This is a genomic window from Micromonospora fluostatini (assembly GCF_050410825.1).
Lineage (GTDB): Bacteria > Actinomycetota > Actinomycetes > Mycobacteriales > Micromonosporaceae > Micromonospora > Micromonospora rosaria.
The window spans coordinates 292241-309315 of sequence record NZ_CP191251.1 but is presented as its reverse complement, the minus strand read 5'-3'; the positions used below and the strand labels follow the sequence as shown (position 1 = coordinate 309315).

The window sequence follows — 17075 nt, the reverse complement described above, 5'->3', positions numbered from 1 at the left end:
GCACGCGCCGCACGGGACCGCACGCCGCACCTTTGCACGGGGACCGCACCGTCGCACGGGGTCGCACGCCGCACCGCCGCACGGGGTCGCGCGCTCCGGGGCGTTAAAAGGGGGCCCTTCCTCTACCGAATGCGTTAACAGGGGGCCCTTCCTTACCCGTCGGGCGGGCTAGCCGGTGGCGGTGACGGCTGCGGCGTGGGCGGCCCCGTGCCCGTCCGCGCGGGCGACGATCCGCCCGCCCCGTACCCGGACGGCGGCTTCGGTGGCGTCGCTCACCGCCGGAACGCCGGCCGCCGCGGCCACCGCCCCGGACTCGTCGCAGACCACCCGGACCCGGGGCCAGGCGTCCGGCGGCACCGACCGGCGCAGGCAGGTCCGCAGCTCGACCAGGGTGAGCCGGGCCAGGGGCAGCAGCTCCCCGGCCTGGCCGGTGACCAGGACGGCGGTGACCACGGCGGCGGGCGCCGCCCGGACGGCCTCCTCCACCGCGCCGAGCCGGTGCAGCCCGAGGACGGTGACCACCCCGTCGGCGTCCAGCCGCGCGGGCACCTCCCGGAGCAGGTCGGTGGCGGCCGGCGGGCGCCAGGGGTCGTCGGCCGGCCGGGCCCTCGGCACGTACGGCAGGTGGGGCGGGGCCCAGCGGTCGTCGAGGTCGAGATCCGCCAGGTGCGCGCAGGCGCGCACCACGTCGAAGGGGTCACCGAAGCCGGGCGCGGCGGCGGCCAACTGCCCCGCGCCGTGCAGCAGGGTGAGCGCGGCCTCGGCGGTCCGGACCCGACGGGCCGCCCGCGCCCCGGGCCGACCGAACGGCTCCAGCGCCAGCCCGAGCAGGACGGCCGACAGCCTCGTCAGTTCCGCGTACGGCACCCGGGTGGCCTCGTCGGCGAGGATCTCCGGCATCAGGTCCCGGCCCAGCCGGGCCCCGTCGGCCTGCTCGTCCACGGCGAGCGGGAGCCGGGACAGCCAGGCGCGGGCGAACTCGGTGAGCACCTCGCCGGCCGTGGCGGTGGCCGGCGGCCGGGGCGGCTCGGGCACCTCCTGCGCGTCGGCGGCGAGCACCGCGAAGTACAGGGCCCGCTTGCCGGGGAAGTTCGAGTAGACCGCGCCCCGGGTCAGCTCGGCCCGCTCGGCGATGTCGTCGATCCGCGCGTCGCGGAAGCCCTGCTCGGTGAAGACCTGCCGGGCCGCCGCCAGCACCCGTGCCCGGTTGCGCTGCTGGAGCTGCGCCCTGGTGAGCCGCGCCATCGTCACCCCTGTTCCGGTGTTGCCCCTCCGCCCCGGTCAAGATATCTTCGCCATTCAGATGATGGCATCATCTGTTCTGCTCATTCGAGATGGAGGCGGCATGGCGGAGGTTCCCGAGATCGAGCTGACCGACCCGGCGGTGCTGAGCGACCCGTTCACCGCGTACCGGCGGGCCCGGGAGCGGTCCCCGGTGGTCCGGCTGGTCACCCCGGGCTTCGGCGCGATGTGGGCGGTGACCCGGCACGCCCCCGCCCGGACCCTGCTCACCGATCCCCGGTTCGAGCTGCGGGCCGAGAGCTACCTGCGCCCGAGCGTGCCCGAGGCGTACCGGCCGTACCTGCGCACGATGGAGATCGACGGACCGGAACACGGGCGACTGCGCCGGCTGGTCGCGCCCGCGTTCACCGCCCGCCGGGCCGCCGACCGGCGGACCCGGATCGAGGCGGTGGTGGCGGGGCTGCTCGACGACGCCGCCCGGCAGGCCACCGACGGCGTCGTCGACCTGGTTGCGCACCTGGCCCGGCCGCTGCCGACGGCGGTGATCTGCGACCTGGTCGGCGTGCCCGAGGCGGACCGCCCGCAGTGGCGGGCCTTCGGCGCCGCGGTGGCCGCCGGCGACGGGCCGACCTTCGTCGCGGCACTGCCGGCGATCATCGACAGCGCCCGGTCGGTGGTCGCCCAGCGTCGCGAAGCGCCCGGCGACGACCTGGTCACCGACCTGATCCGGGTACGCGACGACGACGGTGACCGGCTCTCCGAGACCGAACTGGTCAGCCTGGTCTGGCACCTGGTGCTGGCCGGGCAGACACCGGCGAACCTGCTCGCCAACGCGGTGGAGACGCTGCTCGCCCACCCCGAGCAGCTCGCCGCGCTGCGCGCGGAGCCCGACCTGATGCCCCGCGCGGTCGAGGAGCTGACCCGGTGGAGCCCACCGCAGATGCTGACCGTCCCCCGGTTCGCCACCGGGGAGGTGACGATCGACGGCGTACCGGTGCCGGCCGGGGAACCGGTCACCGTGGCCGTCGTCGCGGCCAACCGCGACCCCGAGGTCTTTCCCGACCCGGACCGGCTGGACCTGGCCCGGGTACCGGACCGGAGCGCCCACCTCGGCTACGGCCACGGGCCGCACTTCTGCCTGGGCGCCGCGCTGGCCCGGGTGCAGACCGAGGTGGCGCTCACCGCGCTGCTGCGCCGCAGCCCCGACCTGGCCCTCGCCCCGGCGGGCGCGCACCGCGCCCCCGACCCCGGAACCTGGCGACTACTCACCCTCCCCGTCCAGCTCTGACGTGCAAGGAGGGGCCCCTTGTTAACACACGTGTGTTAACAAGGGGCCCCTCCTTGCACGCTAGCGGGGGGTGCAGGTGGGGGTGGGTGCCCCGTTGCTGCCGGTCCAGCTCGCGAGGAAGCCGAAGGTGGTGCTCGCCCCGGCGCCGAGCGCGCCGTTCCAGCCCGCGTCGCGGACCGAGACGGCGGCCCCGGTCTGGGTGTGCGTACCACCCCAGAGCTGGGTGATCTGCTGCCCGTTCGGGAAGGACCAGGTCACCGTCCAGCCGGCGACGGGCGTGCTGCCGCTGTTGCGGACCACCACCTCACCCTGGAACCCGCCGGTCCAGGAGCCGGTCACCCGGTAGGTGGCGGCACACCCGGTGCCCACCGGCGGGGTGGTCGGCGGGGTCGTGGGTGGCGTCGTCGGCGGCGTGGTGGGTGGCGTGGTGGGCGGGGTCGTCGGCGGCGTCGTGGGTGGCGTGGTCGGCGGGGTGGTGGGTGGGGTGGTGGGGCCGCCCTGCCGGTCGGCGACCAGGATGCCCCGGCCGTTGGTGCCCAGGTAGACCCGGCCGTAGACCCGGGGGTCGCCGGTCAGCGCCTCGCCCGCGTTGCCGTACTGGTGCTGGTTGTCGTTGATCCGCACCCAGCTCGCCCCGACGGTGTCCGAACGGTAGACGCCGTGCTGGCCGTCCACGGTGCCGAAGAGGAACAGCGCCGGGTGGGTCTGCCCCGGAGCCGCCTTGCCGAAGCCCACGTTGTACCCGTGGCTGACCGTACTGATCTTGGTGAAGCTGGCCCCCGAGTTGGTGGACCGCCACAGCCCACCCGGGCCGGCCAGCCACAGGTGACCCTCCTGGCCGGGCAGCGCCTTGAACTTGACGTCGGTGGTGGGCAGCCCGGTCGCCGCCGAGGCGGTGAAGCTGGCCCCGCCGTCGGTGCTGACGTAGAGCGTGCCGGCCGAGAAGGCGTAGAACGTGTTCGGGTTGACCCGGTCGGACTCGATGGTCGCGTTCGCCGGCACCCCGGTCGAGGCGGTCCACGAGTTGCCGAAGCCGACCGAGTGGACCACCCGCTGGCCGGCGTCCCCCGGGGCCCAGACGAACCGGCTGCCGTCGGCCGCCGCGGCGACCGTACCGCCGCTGTTGATCCCGGACGGCTCGCTGCCCTGGAACCAGTTCGACCCGCCGTCGGTGGAGAAGGCGACGTGGCTGTCGTTGGGACGGTCGGCGTCGGTGAAGTTGCCGGCCCGGACCATCACCGACGGGTTCGCCTCGGCGTAGTCCAGGCTGGTGCTGCTGGTGAAGACCGGCTGGGTGAACATCTTCGCCGGCACCGCGTCGAGGTTGTCGTGGCGGAAGCCGCCGATGTCACCGAGCGCGCTGACCAGCGGCGCCCCGGACGGGGGGCTGACCAGGTCGAGCACGGCGGTCTCCTCCAGCCCCTTCACCATCGGCTTGATGGTGAGCTGGCCGCCGGTGTCCCACTTCGTCAGGTCGGTGCTGCCGTAGATGGTCGCCCCGGTGCCGTACAGGAACCGGTCGGAGTCGTGCGGGTCGATCTCCACCGACTCGTTCATCCAGCCCAGCTTCGGGGTCTCCTCCGGCGGCTGCGGGTTGGCCCCGAAGGTCAGCCACGGCACCGAGGAGATGTCCATCTTGTACTTCTTGACCCGCTCGGGGTAGCTGCCCCAGTCCCAGATCCGGCTCCAGGTCGCGCCGCCGTCGGTGGTCCGCCAGAAGATCGCGTCCGGCCACCAGGAGATCTGGGTGGCCACGATCAGCGTGTCCGGGTTCTGCCGGTCGATGGTCAGGCCGGAGTAGCCGAAGTACGTGTCGGCGCTGCTGGACGGCATCGGGCTGATCTGCGTCCAGGTGCCGGTGGAGCGGGTGAACTTCCACACGTCACCCTTGGCCCCGTCGTACGGGCCGCCGGTGTCGCTGGTGGCGATGTAGAGGTGGCCGCCGACGTGGTCGACGACGCCCTTCTTCGCCAGGTACCCGGTGGGCTGACCGGGGATCCGCTCCCAGGTGGTACCGCCGTTGGTGCTGCGGTACACCGGGTTCTGCTTGTCGGCCACCCCGACGTAGATGGTCTGCGTGGTGTTCCCCGCCGTACCCGTGCTCTTGTCGAAGCTCACCCAGGTCAGGCCCTGGTTCTGGCTCTGGTAGCCGCTGCTGTCGTTCGGGTCGGCGACGTAGTTGCCGACGTTGGGGAAGTTCGTCACCTTCGCCCAGGTCACCCCGGAGTCGGTGCTGCGCCACAGGCCGTTGCCGCCCTCGGCGGCGAAGTAGACGGTGCTGTTGCGGTTGGGGTCCACGGCGAGCCGCTCCCCCATGCCCCGGCCGGGCATGTTGCCGCCGACCTTGAACGGCAGTTCGGTGGCCTGCCAGGTGGCGCCCTTGTTCGTCGAGCGCAGGATCGCCCCGTTGTTCGGGTCCCAGTCGTTGGTGTACATGCCGACGGCGGCGTACACCCGGCTGGTCTGCACCGGGTCGGTGGCGACGCTCAGCACACCGTTCCAGCCCCACTTGTCGTAGCCCACCCAGTCCAGCAGCGGCGTCCACGACTGGGCGGCCTGCTCCCAGCGGTACAGCCCGCCGATGTCGGTGCGGGCGTAGATCAGGTTCTTCTCGGTGGGGTTGAAGACGATGCCGGGAACGAAGCCGCCGCCGTCGATCCGGACATTCTTCCAGGTGTACGGCTCCGACGCGGCGGCGGCGGCCGGCGCGACGGGAGCCACGGTGAGCTGTACGGCCACGATCGCCGTGGCCGCGGCCAGCGCGGATGCGACCGCGCCGGCGAGACTTCTCCGCATCTGCGGTTCCTCTCGGATGTGCCCGTGGGGGAGGACGGGACGGCACGCGACGCCGACGGTCGGTGGACGACCGTGCCCGGAGCGACATCGAGGGTCGTGCGGTGTGCGGGGAGGCTGCCCTGGCATCCCCGCCGGCATGCTGGCTCCCGCTGCCGAGGAAGGAAATCACCCTAACCGATGAGTTCAGGCCATGTGAAGCGCTTCGACAGTCGGCGGTCCCGAGAGCCCGACCGGGCGGGCCCTCGGGACCGGGGCGGGCTCAGTCCAGGTGGTACACCACCCCGTCGGGGTGCTCCTCGCGGTGCACGCCGGGTGCGGTCACCGGGCGTTGCGCCACGTCCTGCCACGGGGTGCCGACCACGTACCCGTGCAGCACCACCACCGTGCGCACCCCCGCCGCCCGCAGCTCGGCCACCGCGGCCGGGTCCGGGAACGACATGCTCGCCGCCCGGAGCCGGTCCTGGCTGGGCGGGACGAACGAGGCCCCGCCGTTGACCAGGCGCGGGAACCCGTCGGTCGACCAGAGCATGACGTGGTACTCCCGGGTGCCCTCGCTGGGCAGCACCAGCGCCGGGCCGGTCAGCCCGCGCAGCACCGCCGGCTGCGCCGGCACCTCGGCGTGCGGGGTCCGGTTCACCCCCTCGACCAGCACCAGCAGCAGCGGAACGAGCAGCGCCAGCCGCGCCGGTCGCCGCCACCACCGGGCCGGCTGCGGATCGCTCTCCCGTACCGTCAGCGCCCCGGCGGCCAGGACCCCGAGCAGCAGCGTCGTCCAGATCACCAGCCGCCCCGGGGTCCGGATGCCGTCCCAGCCGGGCGCGTGCTCGACCAGCGTCACGTAGCCGGGCTTCCCGTCGCCGAAGAGCGTGGTCCCCGAGGCCAGCGCCACGCTCACCACCACCCCGGCGGCCAGCGTCAGCCGGTACCGGACCGGCCAGGCGGAGAGGAACAGCCCGGCGGCGGCCAGCCCGACCAGCACCACCCCGGGCAGCAGGGTCATCTCCCCGGCGAAGCCCAACTGGTCCCGGGCCACCGCGTGCCGCTCCCCCCACAGCCACGACTCGGGCGGGGCGGTGAGGAACCCCCGCAGCGGCGGGGAGAACATCGCGATCTGCTCGATCGTGCGCCGGCCCGACGGGTGCCGCGCCACCACCTCGAAGTAGGGCGCCGCCATCAGCAGGGTCACCGCGCCGAACGCCAGGCCACCCCCCAGGTCGGCCACGAGCAGCCGGCGCGGGAACACCGGCCAGGCCCCCCGGCGTACCCGGGACAGCCCGTAACCGGCCACCGCACCGAGGCAGAGCAGCGCCAACGCGTACACGAACGGCAGGCCGATGCCGAAACCGAGGCTGACCTGCCAGGCGGCGACCAGCCACCCGGCCACCGCCCAGCCCGGCCGGGCCCGCTCCGGCCGGTACCCGTCCCGCAGCGACCAGCCGTGCCCCCGGGCCAGCATGGCCAGCGCGAGGGCGATCCCACCCATGCTGAGCACGTGCAGGTGCCCGGCCTGGGCGAGCTTCCACGGCGCGTACGCGAACGACGCCCCGGCCACCGCCGCCCCGGCCCGGCCCGCCCCCAACTGCCGCGACAGCGCGTACGCCCCGACGAAGGCCAGCGCGTGCACCAGCACGTAGAGCAGGTTGTACCGGACGACGGCGGCCTCCGGACCGGAGCCGACCATCCCGAACAGGGCGTACCCGAGCAGCGTGTCCGAGTACGCGTAGGTGTACGGCTCGGGGAAGAACGTGTTCGAGTGCCAGAGCTGCCACGGCTGGGTCAGCAGGGCGTGCCCGCCCCAGCCGATCTGCCAGGCCTGCAGGGTCGGATCACCGGTGTCCTGCGGGATCGTGGTGGCCGGATGGCGCATGGTGGGCCAGGTCAGCAGCACCGCCAGCGCGATGCTGCCGAGCACCAGGAGGCTCCACTCGTGCCGCAGCAGGCGGACCAACGCGCCGCCACGGGCCGCCCACCCCACCGGGGCCGACGTCGCCTCGGCGGGGGCCGCTGGCGCGTCCGCCGGGGCCGGTGCCGGGTCTGCCGGGACCGGTTTCGCGCCGCCCGGGGCCGGTGTCGCGTCGGCTGCGGCATCGGCCGACGTCGTGGCGGACACGGAGGGATCCGGCGTGTCCGCCACCGGTTCCTGCTGTTGGGTACCCATCATCCACCCTCGTCACCGGCTGTCGTCGACCGGTAGCCGGGCCATGATGACCTATCGAAGGCCGTGATGTCACTCCCGTCCCACCGACACGGCCGCCGGCCCACCCGGAGCGGGTGAGCTGACCTCACCCGCTCCGGGGAACGCTGCGGCCATGGCGACACCGTTGCAGGTCGAACCCCGGCTGCGTGCGCCGGTCACCGGCGAGGACCACGTCCGGGGCCCGCAGGACGCCCCGGTCACCCTGATCCAGTACGGCGACTTCCAGTGCCCGTTCTGCGGTGCGGCGTACCACAACCTCACCGATCTGCTCGGGCAGCGCGGCGAGACGGTCCGACTGGTGTACCGGCACTTCCCGGTCGCCAACATCCACCCGTACGCCGAGCAGGCCGCCGAGGTGGCCGAGGCCGCCGCCCGGCGGGACCGGTTCTGGCCGATGCACGACTGGCTCTTCGAGCACCAGGACCAACTGGACCCGGTGCACCTGTCGCTCGGCGTGGAGCAGCTCGGCCTGCCGGTCGACGAGGTGGACGCGGAGGTCACCGGGCACGCCCACGCCGACCGGGTCCGGCGGGACTTCGTCGGCGGGATCCGCAGCGGCGTCTCCGCCGTACCGGCCCTGTTCGTCAACGGCGTCCCGTACGACGGCGGGTACGACCTGCCCGACCTGCTCACCGCCGCCGACCGCGCCGCCGAGGCGTAAGGAAGGGCCCCCTGTTAACGCATTCGGTAGTAAAGGGGCCCCCTGCTAACCGCTGGGGCGGGCGGCCCGGGGCGGGTGGGGTGGCTCAGATCAGGTGCAGGTCGCGGGCCCGGCGGACGGCCTCCCGACGCCGGGTCGCGTCCAGTTTGCGGTAGATGTTGCGGACGTGCGTCTTGACCGTGTTGACCGACACGGACAGCTCACCGGCGATCTCCACGTTGGACAGGATGCTCTGCAGGTACCGCAGGATGGTCAGCTCCCGTTCGGTGAGCGGCTCGGCCAGCCCCGGCACCGGTTCCGCCGGTGCCCGACCGGCCGGCGCGTCCACCGCCTGGAGCAGGTCGGTGACGGTCGCCCAGTGCGCCGTGCCGCTGTCCAGGTGCCCGGCGAGCAGGTCCCGCACCCCGGGTACGGCCTGGGTGAAGACCCGCCGGTACCCCTGCGGCGCGGCCAGGTCGAGCAGCCGTTCCAGCAGCCGGCCGGCGCGCCGCTCGTCGCCGCCGGCCCGCGCCAGGACCGCGTCCAGCAGCCCGGCGTCGAGGCGTACCGGCAGCGGCAGGCCCTCGGCGTCCGGACCGTCCCAGGCGGGCAGCGCGCGGGCGGCGGCCCGCTGGTCGCCCGCCAGCACCTCGATCCGGGCCAACGCGACCGCCGGCTCCGCCGCCCCACCCGCCGAGCCCGCTCCACCGGCCGAGCCCGCTCCACCCGCCGAGCCGGCCCCGCCGGCCGGAGCCACCCCACCGGACGTGACGCCACCACCCACTGGAACCGCCCCAGCGGCCGCCGGGCCGCTGGACGGGGCGGGGGGTGTCCGGTCGGTCAGCAGGTGCCGGGCCCCGGCCAGGTCGCCCCGGGCGACGAGCAGGTCGGCCTCGGCGGCGAGCAGCCGGTCGGTCAGGTCGCGGGCGGCGGGCAGCGCGGCGACCCGCTGCCGGGCCTCGGTGAGCACCCGGTACGCGGCGGTGAACTCCCCGGCGTCGCGCAGCAGCGGCACCCGGCACAGCGCGACGATCGCCCCGACGGCCGGCTCGTGGGCGGCCGGCCCGGCGAGGGCCAGGTTCGCCTCGACCTCGTCGGGCAGGTCCCGGTGCAGGGCCACCACGGCCAGGGCGAGGTACCCGTGGGCGCAGTCTTCCAGGCAGGCCCAGCCCTGGCAGGCCGGCATGGCGAGGACCTCCCGGGCGGCGTGTTCGGCGGCCACCAGGTCACCGCCGACCGCGCGGAGCAGGGCGATCCGGCTGGCGCAGACCAGCTCGGTCCGCCCCCGCCCGCCCGCGCGGGCCGCCGCCAGCGCCGGGAGCAGGTGCTCCAGCGCCCCCGTCAGGTCCCCGTCGGCGAGGTCGACCAGCCCGCGCGCCGTCCCGGCCACGGCCCGCCCGTCGACGTCGACGGTGGTGGTGGCCGGCGCGGACGCGGAGAGGTCGGGGTCGCTCCCGGGACGGTCGGGGTCGCTAACGGGACGGTCGAGGCCACCACCGGGGCAGGTGGCGTCCCCGCCGGGACGGGTGGCGTCGAGCAGGCGGTCGGCCAGGGCACGGGTCGCCCGGTGGTCGCCGGCCCGCCGGGCCAGGGTCAGCTCCAGCACGGTCGCCAGCCGCAGGTACCGGGCCCGCTGCGGGGGCGGCAGGCTCCGGGCCAGCTCGGTGGCGGCCCGCAGGTGCCCGTCGGCGGCGGTCGGGTCGTCGGCGGCGGCGCGCTCGACGGCGAGAGCGAGCACGAGGTCCGGGTACCCGTGCCGGGCCTCGGGCGGCGGGACAGCCGGGGGCGGGACGGCGGGCAGGTCCCGGTCGTAGGGGATCAGTTCCGGCCAGTCGGTGGCGAGCAGCGCGGCGGCCCGGTCCCACTCCCCCGCCGCCAGCGCGTGCCGCAGCGCGTCGGCCGGGCGTCCGTGCCCGGCGTACCAGCCGGCGGCCCGCCGGTGCAGGTCGCGGACCGCGTCGTCGCCGAGTCCGGCCAGTTCGGCGCGGAGCAGGTCGGCCAGCAGCGGGTGGCAGCGGTACCAGGGCGGGCTGCTGTCGTCGTGGTGCAGGAAGCCACCGTCGCGGGCCAGGACGGCCAGCACCCGGTCGGCATCGGGGCGGTCGGTCAACGCGCCGGCCAGGTCGGCCCGGACCGCCGCCGTGACGGCGCACCGGCGCAGGGTGTCCCGGTCGGCGGGGTCGAGCCCGTCGAGCAGTTCGGCCCGCAGGTACCCGGCGACGTCGGGGTGGTCCCCGCCGAACCGGTGCACCCAGCGGGCCGGGTCGGGCTGGCCGCGGACCGCCAGGGCGGCGAAGCGCAGGGCGGCCGGCCACCCGCCGGTGCGGTCCCGCAGCCGGGGCACGGCCGCCGCCGGCAGGTGCGCGCCGTGTGCGACGAGCAGGTCGGCGACCTCGTCGTCGGTGAAGGCGAGCTGGTCGGGGCCGATCTCGGTCAGCTCCCCGGCCAGCCGCAGCCGGTGCAGGGCCGCCGGCAGGTCGCCGCGCGCCCCGATGAGCAGCCGCAGCCGGCCGTCGGCGTACCGGACCAGGAACTCCAGCCCGGCCAGCGCCCCCGGCTCGGTGATCCGGTGCAGGTCGTCCAGGATCAGCAGGACGGGAGCCTCGGCGGCGGCGAGCGTCGCGGCCAGGGCTTCGAGCTGCGCGGTCCCCGGGGGCGCCGCCCCACCGGCCGGCTCCGGGCCGGACGATGCGCCGGCCGGGTCCGGCGGGGAGGCCCCACCGGCCGGCTCCGGGCCGGGCGCTGCGGCGGTTCCGGTCGCCGCGTGCAGGGCGCGGGTCAGGTACGCCCAGAACCGGTCACCGGTGTCGCCGGCCTCCACCGACAGCCAGCCGGGGCCGGCCGGCTCCGGGGCCGCGCGGGCCCAGGAGGCGAGCAGTGTGGTCTTGCCGAAGCCCGCCGGGGCCGAGACCAGGGTGACCGTGCCCGCGCTCCCCTCGTCCAGCCGGGCCAACAGGCGCGGGCGCACCAGCAGCGGCGCGGGCGGTGGGGGCGGGGTGAGCCGGGACGCCAACAGGGGTGGTGTGCTGTGGTGCTCCTCCGGCATCCGACCCTCCCCAGGGATCCGCGTCGCCCGTGCGGCCAGGCGGGATACCCGTCGGGGCCGGCTTCACCCCTTCGGGGGGAGCCCTCCTCACCCGGGTACGGCCGATGCTGGGGGCACCCGGGCGAGGCGGGGACCGTCTCGCCCGGCGCTGCGACCGGGAGGACCGGAGGGCAGGTGGGACGGATGGGACGCAACACCCGTACCGGGATCATGATCGTGGTGGCGGCGAGCGGGGTGGCGGCCGGACGCGCCCTGGTCGGCGCGGGCCGGCGGCACTCCCGCCGGTCGGTCACCGCGACCGGGGCGGGCCGCTGGCAGGTGGTGACGGTGAACCGCCCGCCCGCCGAGGTCCTGCCGGGCGGGCTCTGGCCGGAGCCGCTGCGCCGGCTCGACGGGGCGGTGGAGGTCCAGGTCGGGACGGCCCCGGGGGCGCGCGGCACCGAACTGGCGGCCCGGCTGCGCGCCGACGGCCCACCCCTGCCCGGCCTGGTCGCGCATCTGTTCGGCGACGACCCCGGCCTGCTGGTCCGCCGGGCGTTGCGGCAGGTCAAGCAGCTCGCCGAGACCGGTGAGGTGCTGCGGGCGGGCGTCGGACCGCCGGACCGGCCCGGGGACGGCGGGGGCTTGCGCCCGGAGGTGCGGTGATGCGGGCCCTGTGCTGGGTGGGCGGGGACGGGCTGGCGGTCCGCGAGGTGCCGGAGCCCCGGCTGCGCAACACCCAGGACGCCATCGTCCGGGTCTCCCGCAGCGCCACCTGCGGGGCCGACCTGCCGCTGCTGTCGCCCGGCGACGCGGGGCTGGGCGTCGGTGACGTGCTCGGCCACGAGTTCCTCGGCGAGGTGGTCGAGGTGGGCCCGGAGGTCCGCCGGCACCGGGTGGGCGACCGGGTGGTGGTCTGCTCGGTGGTCTCCTGCGGCCGGTGCTGGTACTGCCGGCGCGGGCTCTTCTCCTGCTGCGACAACGGCGGCAGCACCGAGCCGACGGTCGCCGAGCCGCCGTGGGGCGAGCCGGCCGGCGGCTGCTACGGGCACCCCCGGTCGGCCGGCGGCTTCGCCGGCAGCCACGCCGAGTACGTCCGGGTGCCGTACGCCGACGTCGGCGCGTTCCCGGTGCCGGACGCGGTCAGCGACGACCGGGCGGTCTTCGCCTCGGACGCGGCACCCACCGGCTGGCTCGGTGCCGACCTCGGCGGGGTGGGCCCCGGTGACGTGGTGGCGGTCTGGGGCGCGGGCGCGGTCGGGCAGCTCACCGCGCTGGCCGCGCTGCTGCGCGGCGCGGAGCGGGTGATCGTGGTCGACCGGCACGACGAGCGGCTGCGGATGGTCGAGCGGGACATCGGCGTGGAGACCCTGCACTACGGGCGCACCGACATCCCCGCCGAGCTGCGCGAACGTACCGGCGGGCGGGGGCCGGACGTGTGCGTGGAGGCGGCCGGGGCGGGCGACGGCGGCACCGAGGCGCGAGGGTTCGGGCAACGGCTCCTCGGCGGCGGCCGGCAGACCGGGAGTTCCCTCGCGGTCCGCGAGGCGGTGCACGCCTGCCGCAAGGGCGGCACGGTCGCCGTGCTCGGCGCGGGCACCGGCTTCGTGGAAGCGTTCCCGCTCGGCGCGGTGCTGCACAAGGGGCTGACCGTGCGCGGCGCGCGCCAGCACGGGCAGCGGTACATCCCGATGCTGCTCAAGCTGATGGCCCGCGACGAGATCCGGGCCGAACGCCTGGCCACCCACCGGCTGCCGCTGGAGGAGGGGCCCCGGGGCTACGCCCTGTTCCGGGAGCGGGCCGACGGCTGTGTCCGGGTGGTCTTCACCCCGCAGGAGCGGGCCGGATGACCGGACCCGACCCGACGCCCCGGCTCACGACCGCCTGACCTTTGACGGCCGTCGCCGCGCGCCGGTGCGGGGTGGGTGACAGAGTGGGTCGATGCGCGACGACCGACCGTACGACCTCGTCCTGTTCGGCGCGACCGGGTTCACCGGGGGACTCACCGCCGAGTACCTCGCCCGGCACGCTCCGGCCCACCTGCGGTGGGCGCTGGCCGGCCGCAACCCGGAGAAGCTGGCCCGGGTCCGGGACCGGCTGGTCGGTGTCGAGCCCCGGCTGGCCGGGCTGGCGCTGCTCACCGCCGACGTGACCGACGAGGAGGCGCTGCGGAGCGTCGCCGGGAGCACCCGGGTCCTCGCCACCACGGTCGGCCCGTACGTGCAGCACGGTGACCCGCTGGTCGCCGCCTGCGCCCGGGCCGGCACGGACTACCTGGACATCACCGGGGAACCGGAGTTCGTCGACCTCACGTACCTGCGCCACCAGGCCGAGGCGGTCCGCACCGGGGCCCGGCTGGTGCACGCCTGCGGCTTCGACTCGGTCCCGCACGACCTGGGCGTCTGGTTCACCGTCCGGCACCTGCCGACCGACGTGCCGATCACCGTCGACGGGTACGTCCGGGCCGGTGGGCGGTTCTCCGCCGGCACGTACCACTCGGCGCTCACCGCCTTCTCCCGCGCCGGGGAGGCGAGCCGGGTGGCACGGGAACGGCGCGCGGTCGAACCCCGCCCCACCGACCGGCGGGTCCGGGCGGTACCCGGGCGGGTCGGCCGGTCGGCGGAGACCGGCGGGTGGGCGGTGCCGCTGCCGACGATCGACCCGCAGGTGGTCCGCCGCTCGGCGGCGGCCCGCCCGGAGTACGGCCCGGACTTCCGCTACCGGCACTTCGCCGCGGTGAAACGGCTGCCCACCGTGCTGGCCGGCGCGGCCGGCCTCGGCGGGCTGGCCGCCCTGGTACGGGTACCGCCCGCCCGGCGGTGGCTGCTCGGTCGGCTCGCCTCCGGGCAGGGGCCGACCGCCGAGCAGCGGGCGAAGTCCTGGTTCCGGGTCCGGTTCGTGGGCGCCGGCGGTGGCCGCCGGGTGGTGACCGAGGTGTCCGGCGGCGACCCCGGGTACGACGAGACGGCGAAGATGCTCGCCGAGTCGGCGCTCTGCCTGGCCCTCGACGACCTGCCGGCCACCGCCGGCCAGGTCACCCCGGTCACCGCGATGGGCGACGCCCTGCTCCACCGCCTCACCCGCGCCGGCCTCACCTTCCAGGTCCTGGAGTAAGGAAGGGCCCCCTGTTAACGCTTTCGGTAGAGGAAGGGCCCCTTCCAAACACCCGACGGCGGAGCGTGCCGGTCGACGGGTTGACCCTCGACCTGGTCGAGGTGGCAGGATCCCTGGCCGTGGAGAGCTCCCCGGCCGGGCACGGCGACCTGCGCAGCATCGGCGAACTGGCCCGCGCCAGCGGGCTGAGCGTGAGCGCCCTGCGCTTCTACGACCGCTCCGGGGTCCTGCCGCCGGCCCTGGTCGACCCGGTCACCGGGTACCGGTGGTACACCGAGGAACAGGTGCTGCCGGCCCGGCTGGTGGCCGGCCTGCGCCGGGTGGGGATGCCGCTGGCCGGGATCGCGGCCGTGCTGCGGCACCGGGGCGAGCCGGCCGCCGTGCGCGGGCTGCTCGACGCCCACCTGCGCCGGCTGGAGGACGGGCTGGCCGACGCCCGAACCGAACTGACCCGGATACGGTCCCTGCTGGAGCCGGCGCCGGCGCCGGCGGCCACCCGGCTGGTGCTGCGCCGGGTCGACCTGGCCGCCGCGCTGGACGCGGTCCGCTTCGCGGTGGGGATGGACCCCGACCTGCCGATGCTCGGGGCGGTGCTGTTCGACGTCGACCCTGACGGGGTACGGCTGGTCGCCACCGACCGGTACCGGATGGCGTTCGGCCGTGCTCCGGCCCGGGTGACCGGCCCGGCGGTCCGCGCCCCGGTCCCGGTCGCCACCGTCGACGCCCTCCGCAGCCTGCTCACCGGCCCGCCGGCCGGGGAGGCCGGCCCGTCGCGCGCGGAGGCCGGCCCGTCGGCCGGAGACGCCCGCACGCCGCCCGGGGAGGGCTCCGCCGGCAGCGTCACGGTCGACCTCGACGCCGGGGTGGTCACCGCCGTCGTCGCCGGCCGGCGGGTCCGCGCGGACCTGCCGGCGGACGACTTCCCCGACTACCGCCGGCTGCTGCGGCGGACCGTCGACGACCGCCCGGTCCGACGGGTACCGGTGGACGTGCCCACCCTGCGGGCGGCGCTGCGCACCGCGCCCACCGTGCTGCGCGAGCACGCGGGGACGGCCCACCGGGTGACCGTGCTCGGGCTGCACGACCAGGACGGGTTGCGCCCGCTCGGGCCGGGTGAGCTGACCCCGGAGGGGCCGGTCTCCGACGGGCCGGGACCGCTGCGGGTCGGGGTGAACAGCGGGTACCTGCTCGACGCGCTGGACGCCGCCGGGGCCCGGCAACTGGTGCTGGAGCTGGACGGGCCGATCGGCCCGCTGGCGATACGTCGTCCCGACGACCCGGACCTCTTCTCGGTCCTCATGCCGATCCGCCTCTGACCACCGCCCGCGCCGGTCCCGCCGCTGATCGGGCCGCCCGGCAGGCCCGGTGGACGGGGGCACCGCTCCACCGCCAGCGGCGCGAGCCGGCGGCGACGGTAGCATTCGGGGGTTCCCACCTGACGGGCCGGACGGAGGCGTACGGAGCAGCATGCTCGACATGGAGTTGATCCGGAAGGATCGCGAGGCGGTGGCGACCGCGCTGGCCAAGCGGCTCGATCCGGCCGAGGTCAATCGGGCGCTGGACGAGATCCAGCAGCTCGACCGGGACCGGCGGAGCCTGATCACCGAGATCGACGCCGAGCGGCAGCGCCGCAAGGCGGAGGCACGGGCGTACGCCGCCGCGAAGCGGGCCGGCACCGAGCCGGAGGCCTCCGCGCCGGAGGCGGGTCGCAAGCAGGTCGCCGACCTGGAGTCCCAGCTCGACGAGGTGCAGTCCCGCCTGCGCGACCGGATGAGCGAACTGCCCAACCTGCCGGCCGAGGACATCGTCCCCGGCGGCAAGGAGGCCAACCGGGTGGTCAAGGTCTTCGGTGAGCCGCCGGCCATCGAGAACGTGCGCGACCACGTCGAGTTGAGCCGGGCGCTGGGCCTGGTCGACTACGAGCGTGGGGTGAAGCTCGGCGGTTCCGGCTTCTGGATCTACACCGGCACCGGGGCCCGGCTGGAGTGGGCGCTGGTCACCTGGTTCGTCGAGCGGCACCTCGCCGCCGGGTACGAGTTCCTCCTGCCGCCGCACCTGCTGCTCAACTCGGCCGGGTACGCCGCCGGGCAGTTCCCGAAGTTCTACGACGACGTGTACCACCTCGACGCCGACAGCGCCCCGCGCGGGCAGTTCCTGCTGCCGACCTCGGAGACGGCGATCCTCGGCGCGTACCAGGACGAGATCCTGGAGACCGCGAAGCTGCCGCTGAAGGCGTTCGCGTACACCCCCTGCTACCGGCGGGAGTCGGCCGGGTCGCACTCCGACGAGCGCGGCACCGTCCGGGGCCACCAGTTCAACAAGGTGGAGATCTTCCAGTTCACCCTGCCCGAGCAGGCCGACGCGGCGCTGGAGGAGATGCTGGCGCACGCGGAGGGCCTGGTCGAGGCGCTCGGCCTGCACTACCGGCGCAGCCTGCTCGCCGCGGGCGACGCCAGCGCCTCGATGAAGAAGACCCTCGACATCGAGGTGTGGATGCCGAGCACCGGCAAGTACAAGGAGGTCTCGTCGGTCTCCTGGGCCGGCGACTACCAGGCCCGCCGGGCCGCCATCCGCTACCGCGAGCCGGGCGGCAAGCAGACCCGCTTCGTGCACACCCTCAACGGGTCGGCGCTGGCCACCAGCCGGCTCTTCCCGGCGATCCTGGAGCAGTTCCAGCAGCCCGACGGCTCGGTGCTGGTGCCCGAGGTGCTCCGCGACCGGGTCGGCACCGACCGCCTCACCCCCCGCTGACGGCCCACCCCGCCACACCCGA

11 protein-coding genes are annotated in these 17075 nt (G+C 75.6%); 7 read left to right on the top strand and 4 right to left on the bottom strand.

Annotated features, from left to right (window positions below; all coding sequences use genetic code 11):
- Positions 1-168 precede the first annotated feature (168 nt).
- The gene (locus tag ACQUFX_RS01390) at positions 169-1245 is read right to left on the bottom strand and encodes a TetR/AcrR family transcriptional regulator (RefSeq protein ID WP_428966824.1); all 1077 of its coding nucleotides are present in this window, start codon (positions 1243-1245) and stop codon (positions 169-171) included.
- Positions 1246-1345: 100 nt separating this feature from the next.
- Between ACQUFX_RS01390 and ACQUFX_RS01385 the strand changes: the two genes are divergently transcribed.
- Complete coding sequence (locus tag ACQUFX_RS01385; RefSeq protein ID WP_428964228.1) at positions 1346-2530, top strand: cytochrome P450; 1185 nt, start codon at positions 1346-1348, stop codon at positions 2528-2530.
- A gap of 60 nt (positions 2531-2590) precedes the next feature.
- Here ACQUFX_RS01385 and ACQUFX_RS01380 read toward each other — a convergent pair whose 3' ends face one another.
- Together ACQUFX_RS01380 and ACQUFX_RS01375 are read right to left on the bottom strand one after the other, a co-directional pair.
- The gene (locus ACQUFX_RS01380) at positions 2591-5326 is read right to left on the bottom strand and encodes a cellulose binding domain-containing protein (RefSeq protein WP_428964227.1); all 2736 of its coding nucleotides are present in this window, start codon (positions 5324-5326) and stop codon (positions 2591-2593) included.
- 259 nt (positions 5327-5585) lie between these two features.
- Positions 5586-7484 carry a hypothetical protein gene (locus ACQUFX_RS01375; protein ID WP_428966823.1) on the bottom strand — a complete coding sequence of 633 codons (1899 nt, stop codon included), beginning with the start codon at positions 7482-7484 and terminating at the stop codon, positions 5586-5588.
- A 151-nt stretch (positions 7485-7635) separates the two neighbouring features.
- Between ACQUFX_RS01375 and ACQUFX_RS01370 the strand changes: the two genes are divergently transcribed.
- Positions 7636-8184, top strand: coding sequence for a DsbA family protein (locus ACQUFX_RS01370; RefSeq protein WP_428964226.1), 549 nt, complete (start codon positions 7636-7638; stop codon positions 8182-8184).
- An 85-nt stretch (positions 8185-8269) separates the two neighbouring features.
- On the opposite strand, the gene ACQUFX_RS01365 is transcribed toward ACQUFX_RS01370, so the two are convergent.
- Positions 8270-11209 (bottom strand): LuxR C-terminal-related transcriptional regulator, encoded by a 2940-nt coding sequence (locus ACQUFX_RS01365; RefSeq protein ID WP_428964225.1) that lies wholly within the window; start codon positions 11207-11209, stop codon positions 8270-8272.
- Between the two features lie 183 nt (positions 11210-11392).
- On the opposite strand from ACQUFX_RS01365, the gene ACQUFX_RS01360 reads away from it, so the two are divergent.
- From ACQUFX_RS01360 to serS, 5 genes are all read left to right on the top strand, one after another.
- Entirely contained in the window at positions 11393-11854 is a 462-nt protein-coding gene (locus ACQUFX_RS01360) for a hypothetical protein (RefSeq protein WP_428964224.1), read from the top strand.
- Positions 11854-13038, top strand: a complete 1185-nt coding sequence (locus ACQUFX_RS01355; protein ID WP_428964222.1) for an alcohol dehydrogenase catalytic domain-containing protein — start codon at positions 11854-11856, stop codon at positions 13036-13038. The genes ACQUFX_RS01360 and ACQUFX_RS01355 overlap by 1 nt, the downstream gene beginning before the upstream one ends.
- A 91-nt stretch (positions 13039-13129) precedes the next feature.
- A complete protein-coding gene (locus ACQUFX_RS01350) occupies positions 13130-14302 on the top strand; it encodes a saccharopine dehydrogenase family protein (protein ID WP_428964220.1) in 1173 nt (390 codons plus the stop codon).
- A gap of 149 nt (positions 14303-14451) precedes the next feature.
- On the top strand, positions 14452-15618 hold the full coding sequence (locus tag ACQUFX_RS01345) for a DNA polymerase III subunit beta family protein (RefSeq protein WP_428966822.1): 1167 nt from the start codon (positions 14452-14454) through the stop codon (positions 15616-15618).
- Positions 15619-15769: 151 nt separating this feature from the next.
- Positions 15770-17053 carry a serine--tRNA ligase gene (serS, locus tag ACQUFX_RS01340; protein ID WP_428964219.1) on the top strand — a complete coding sequence of 428 codons (1284 nt, stop codon included), beginning with the start codon at positions 15770-15772 and terminating at the stop codon, positions 17051-17053.
- Positions 17054-17075: the final 22 nt, after the last annotated feature.

Coding starts and splice junctions, on each gene's coding strand:
- serS (WP_428964219.1), top strand. CDS start 15,770: ATGCTCGACATGGAGTTGATCCGGAAGGATCGCGAGGCGGTGGCGACC.
- ACQUFX_RS01390 (WP_428966824.1), bottom strand. CDS start 1,245: ATGGCGCGGCTCACCAGGGCGCAGCTCCAGCAGCGCAACCGGGCACGG.
- ACQUFX_RS01370 (WP_428964226.1), top strand. CDS start 7,636: ATGGCGACACCGTTGCAGGTCGAACCCCGGCTGCGTGCGCCGGTCACC.
- ACQUFX_RS01355 (WP_428964222.1), top strand. CDS start 11,854: ATGCGGGCCCTGTGCTGGGTGGGCGGGGACGGGCTGGCGGTCCGCGAG.
- ACQUFX_RS01385 (WP_428964228.1), top strand. CDS start 1,346: ATGGCGGAGGTTCCCGAGATCGAGCTGACCGACCCGGCGGTGCTGAGC.
- ACQUFX_RS01365 (WP_428964225.1), bottom strand. CDS start 11,209: ATGCCGGAGGAGCACCACAGCACACCACCCCTGTTGGCGTCCCGGCTC.
- ACQUFX_RS01375 (WP_428966823.1), bottom strand. CDS start 7,484: ATGGGTACCCAACAGCAGGAACCGGTGGCGGACACGCCGGATCCCTCC.
- ACQUFX_RS01380 (WP_428964227.1), bottom strand. CDS start 5,326: ATGCGGAGAAGTCTCGCCGGCGCGGTCGCATCCGCGCTGGCCGCGGCC.
- ACQUFX_RS01360 (WP_428964224.1), top strand. CDS start 11,393: ATGGGACGCAACACCCGTACCGGGATCATGATCGTGGTGGCGGCGAGC.
- ACQUFX_RS01350 (WP_428964220.1), top strand. CDS start 13,130: ATGCGCGACGACCGACCGTACGACCTCGTCCTGTTCGGCGCGACCGGG.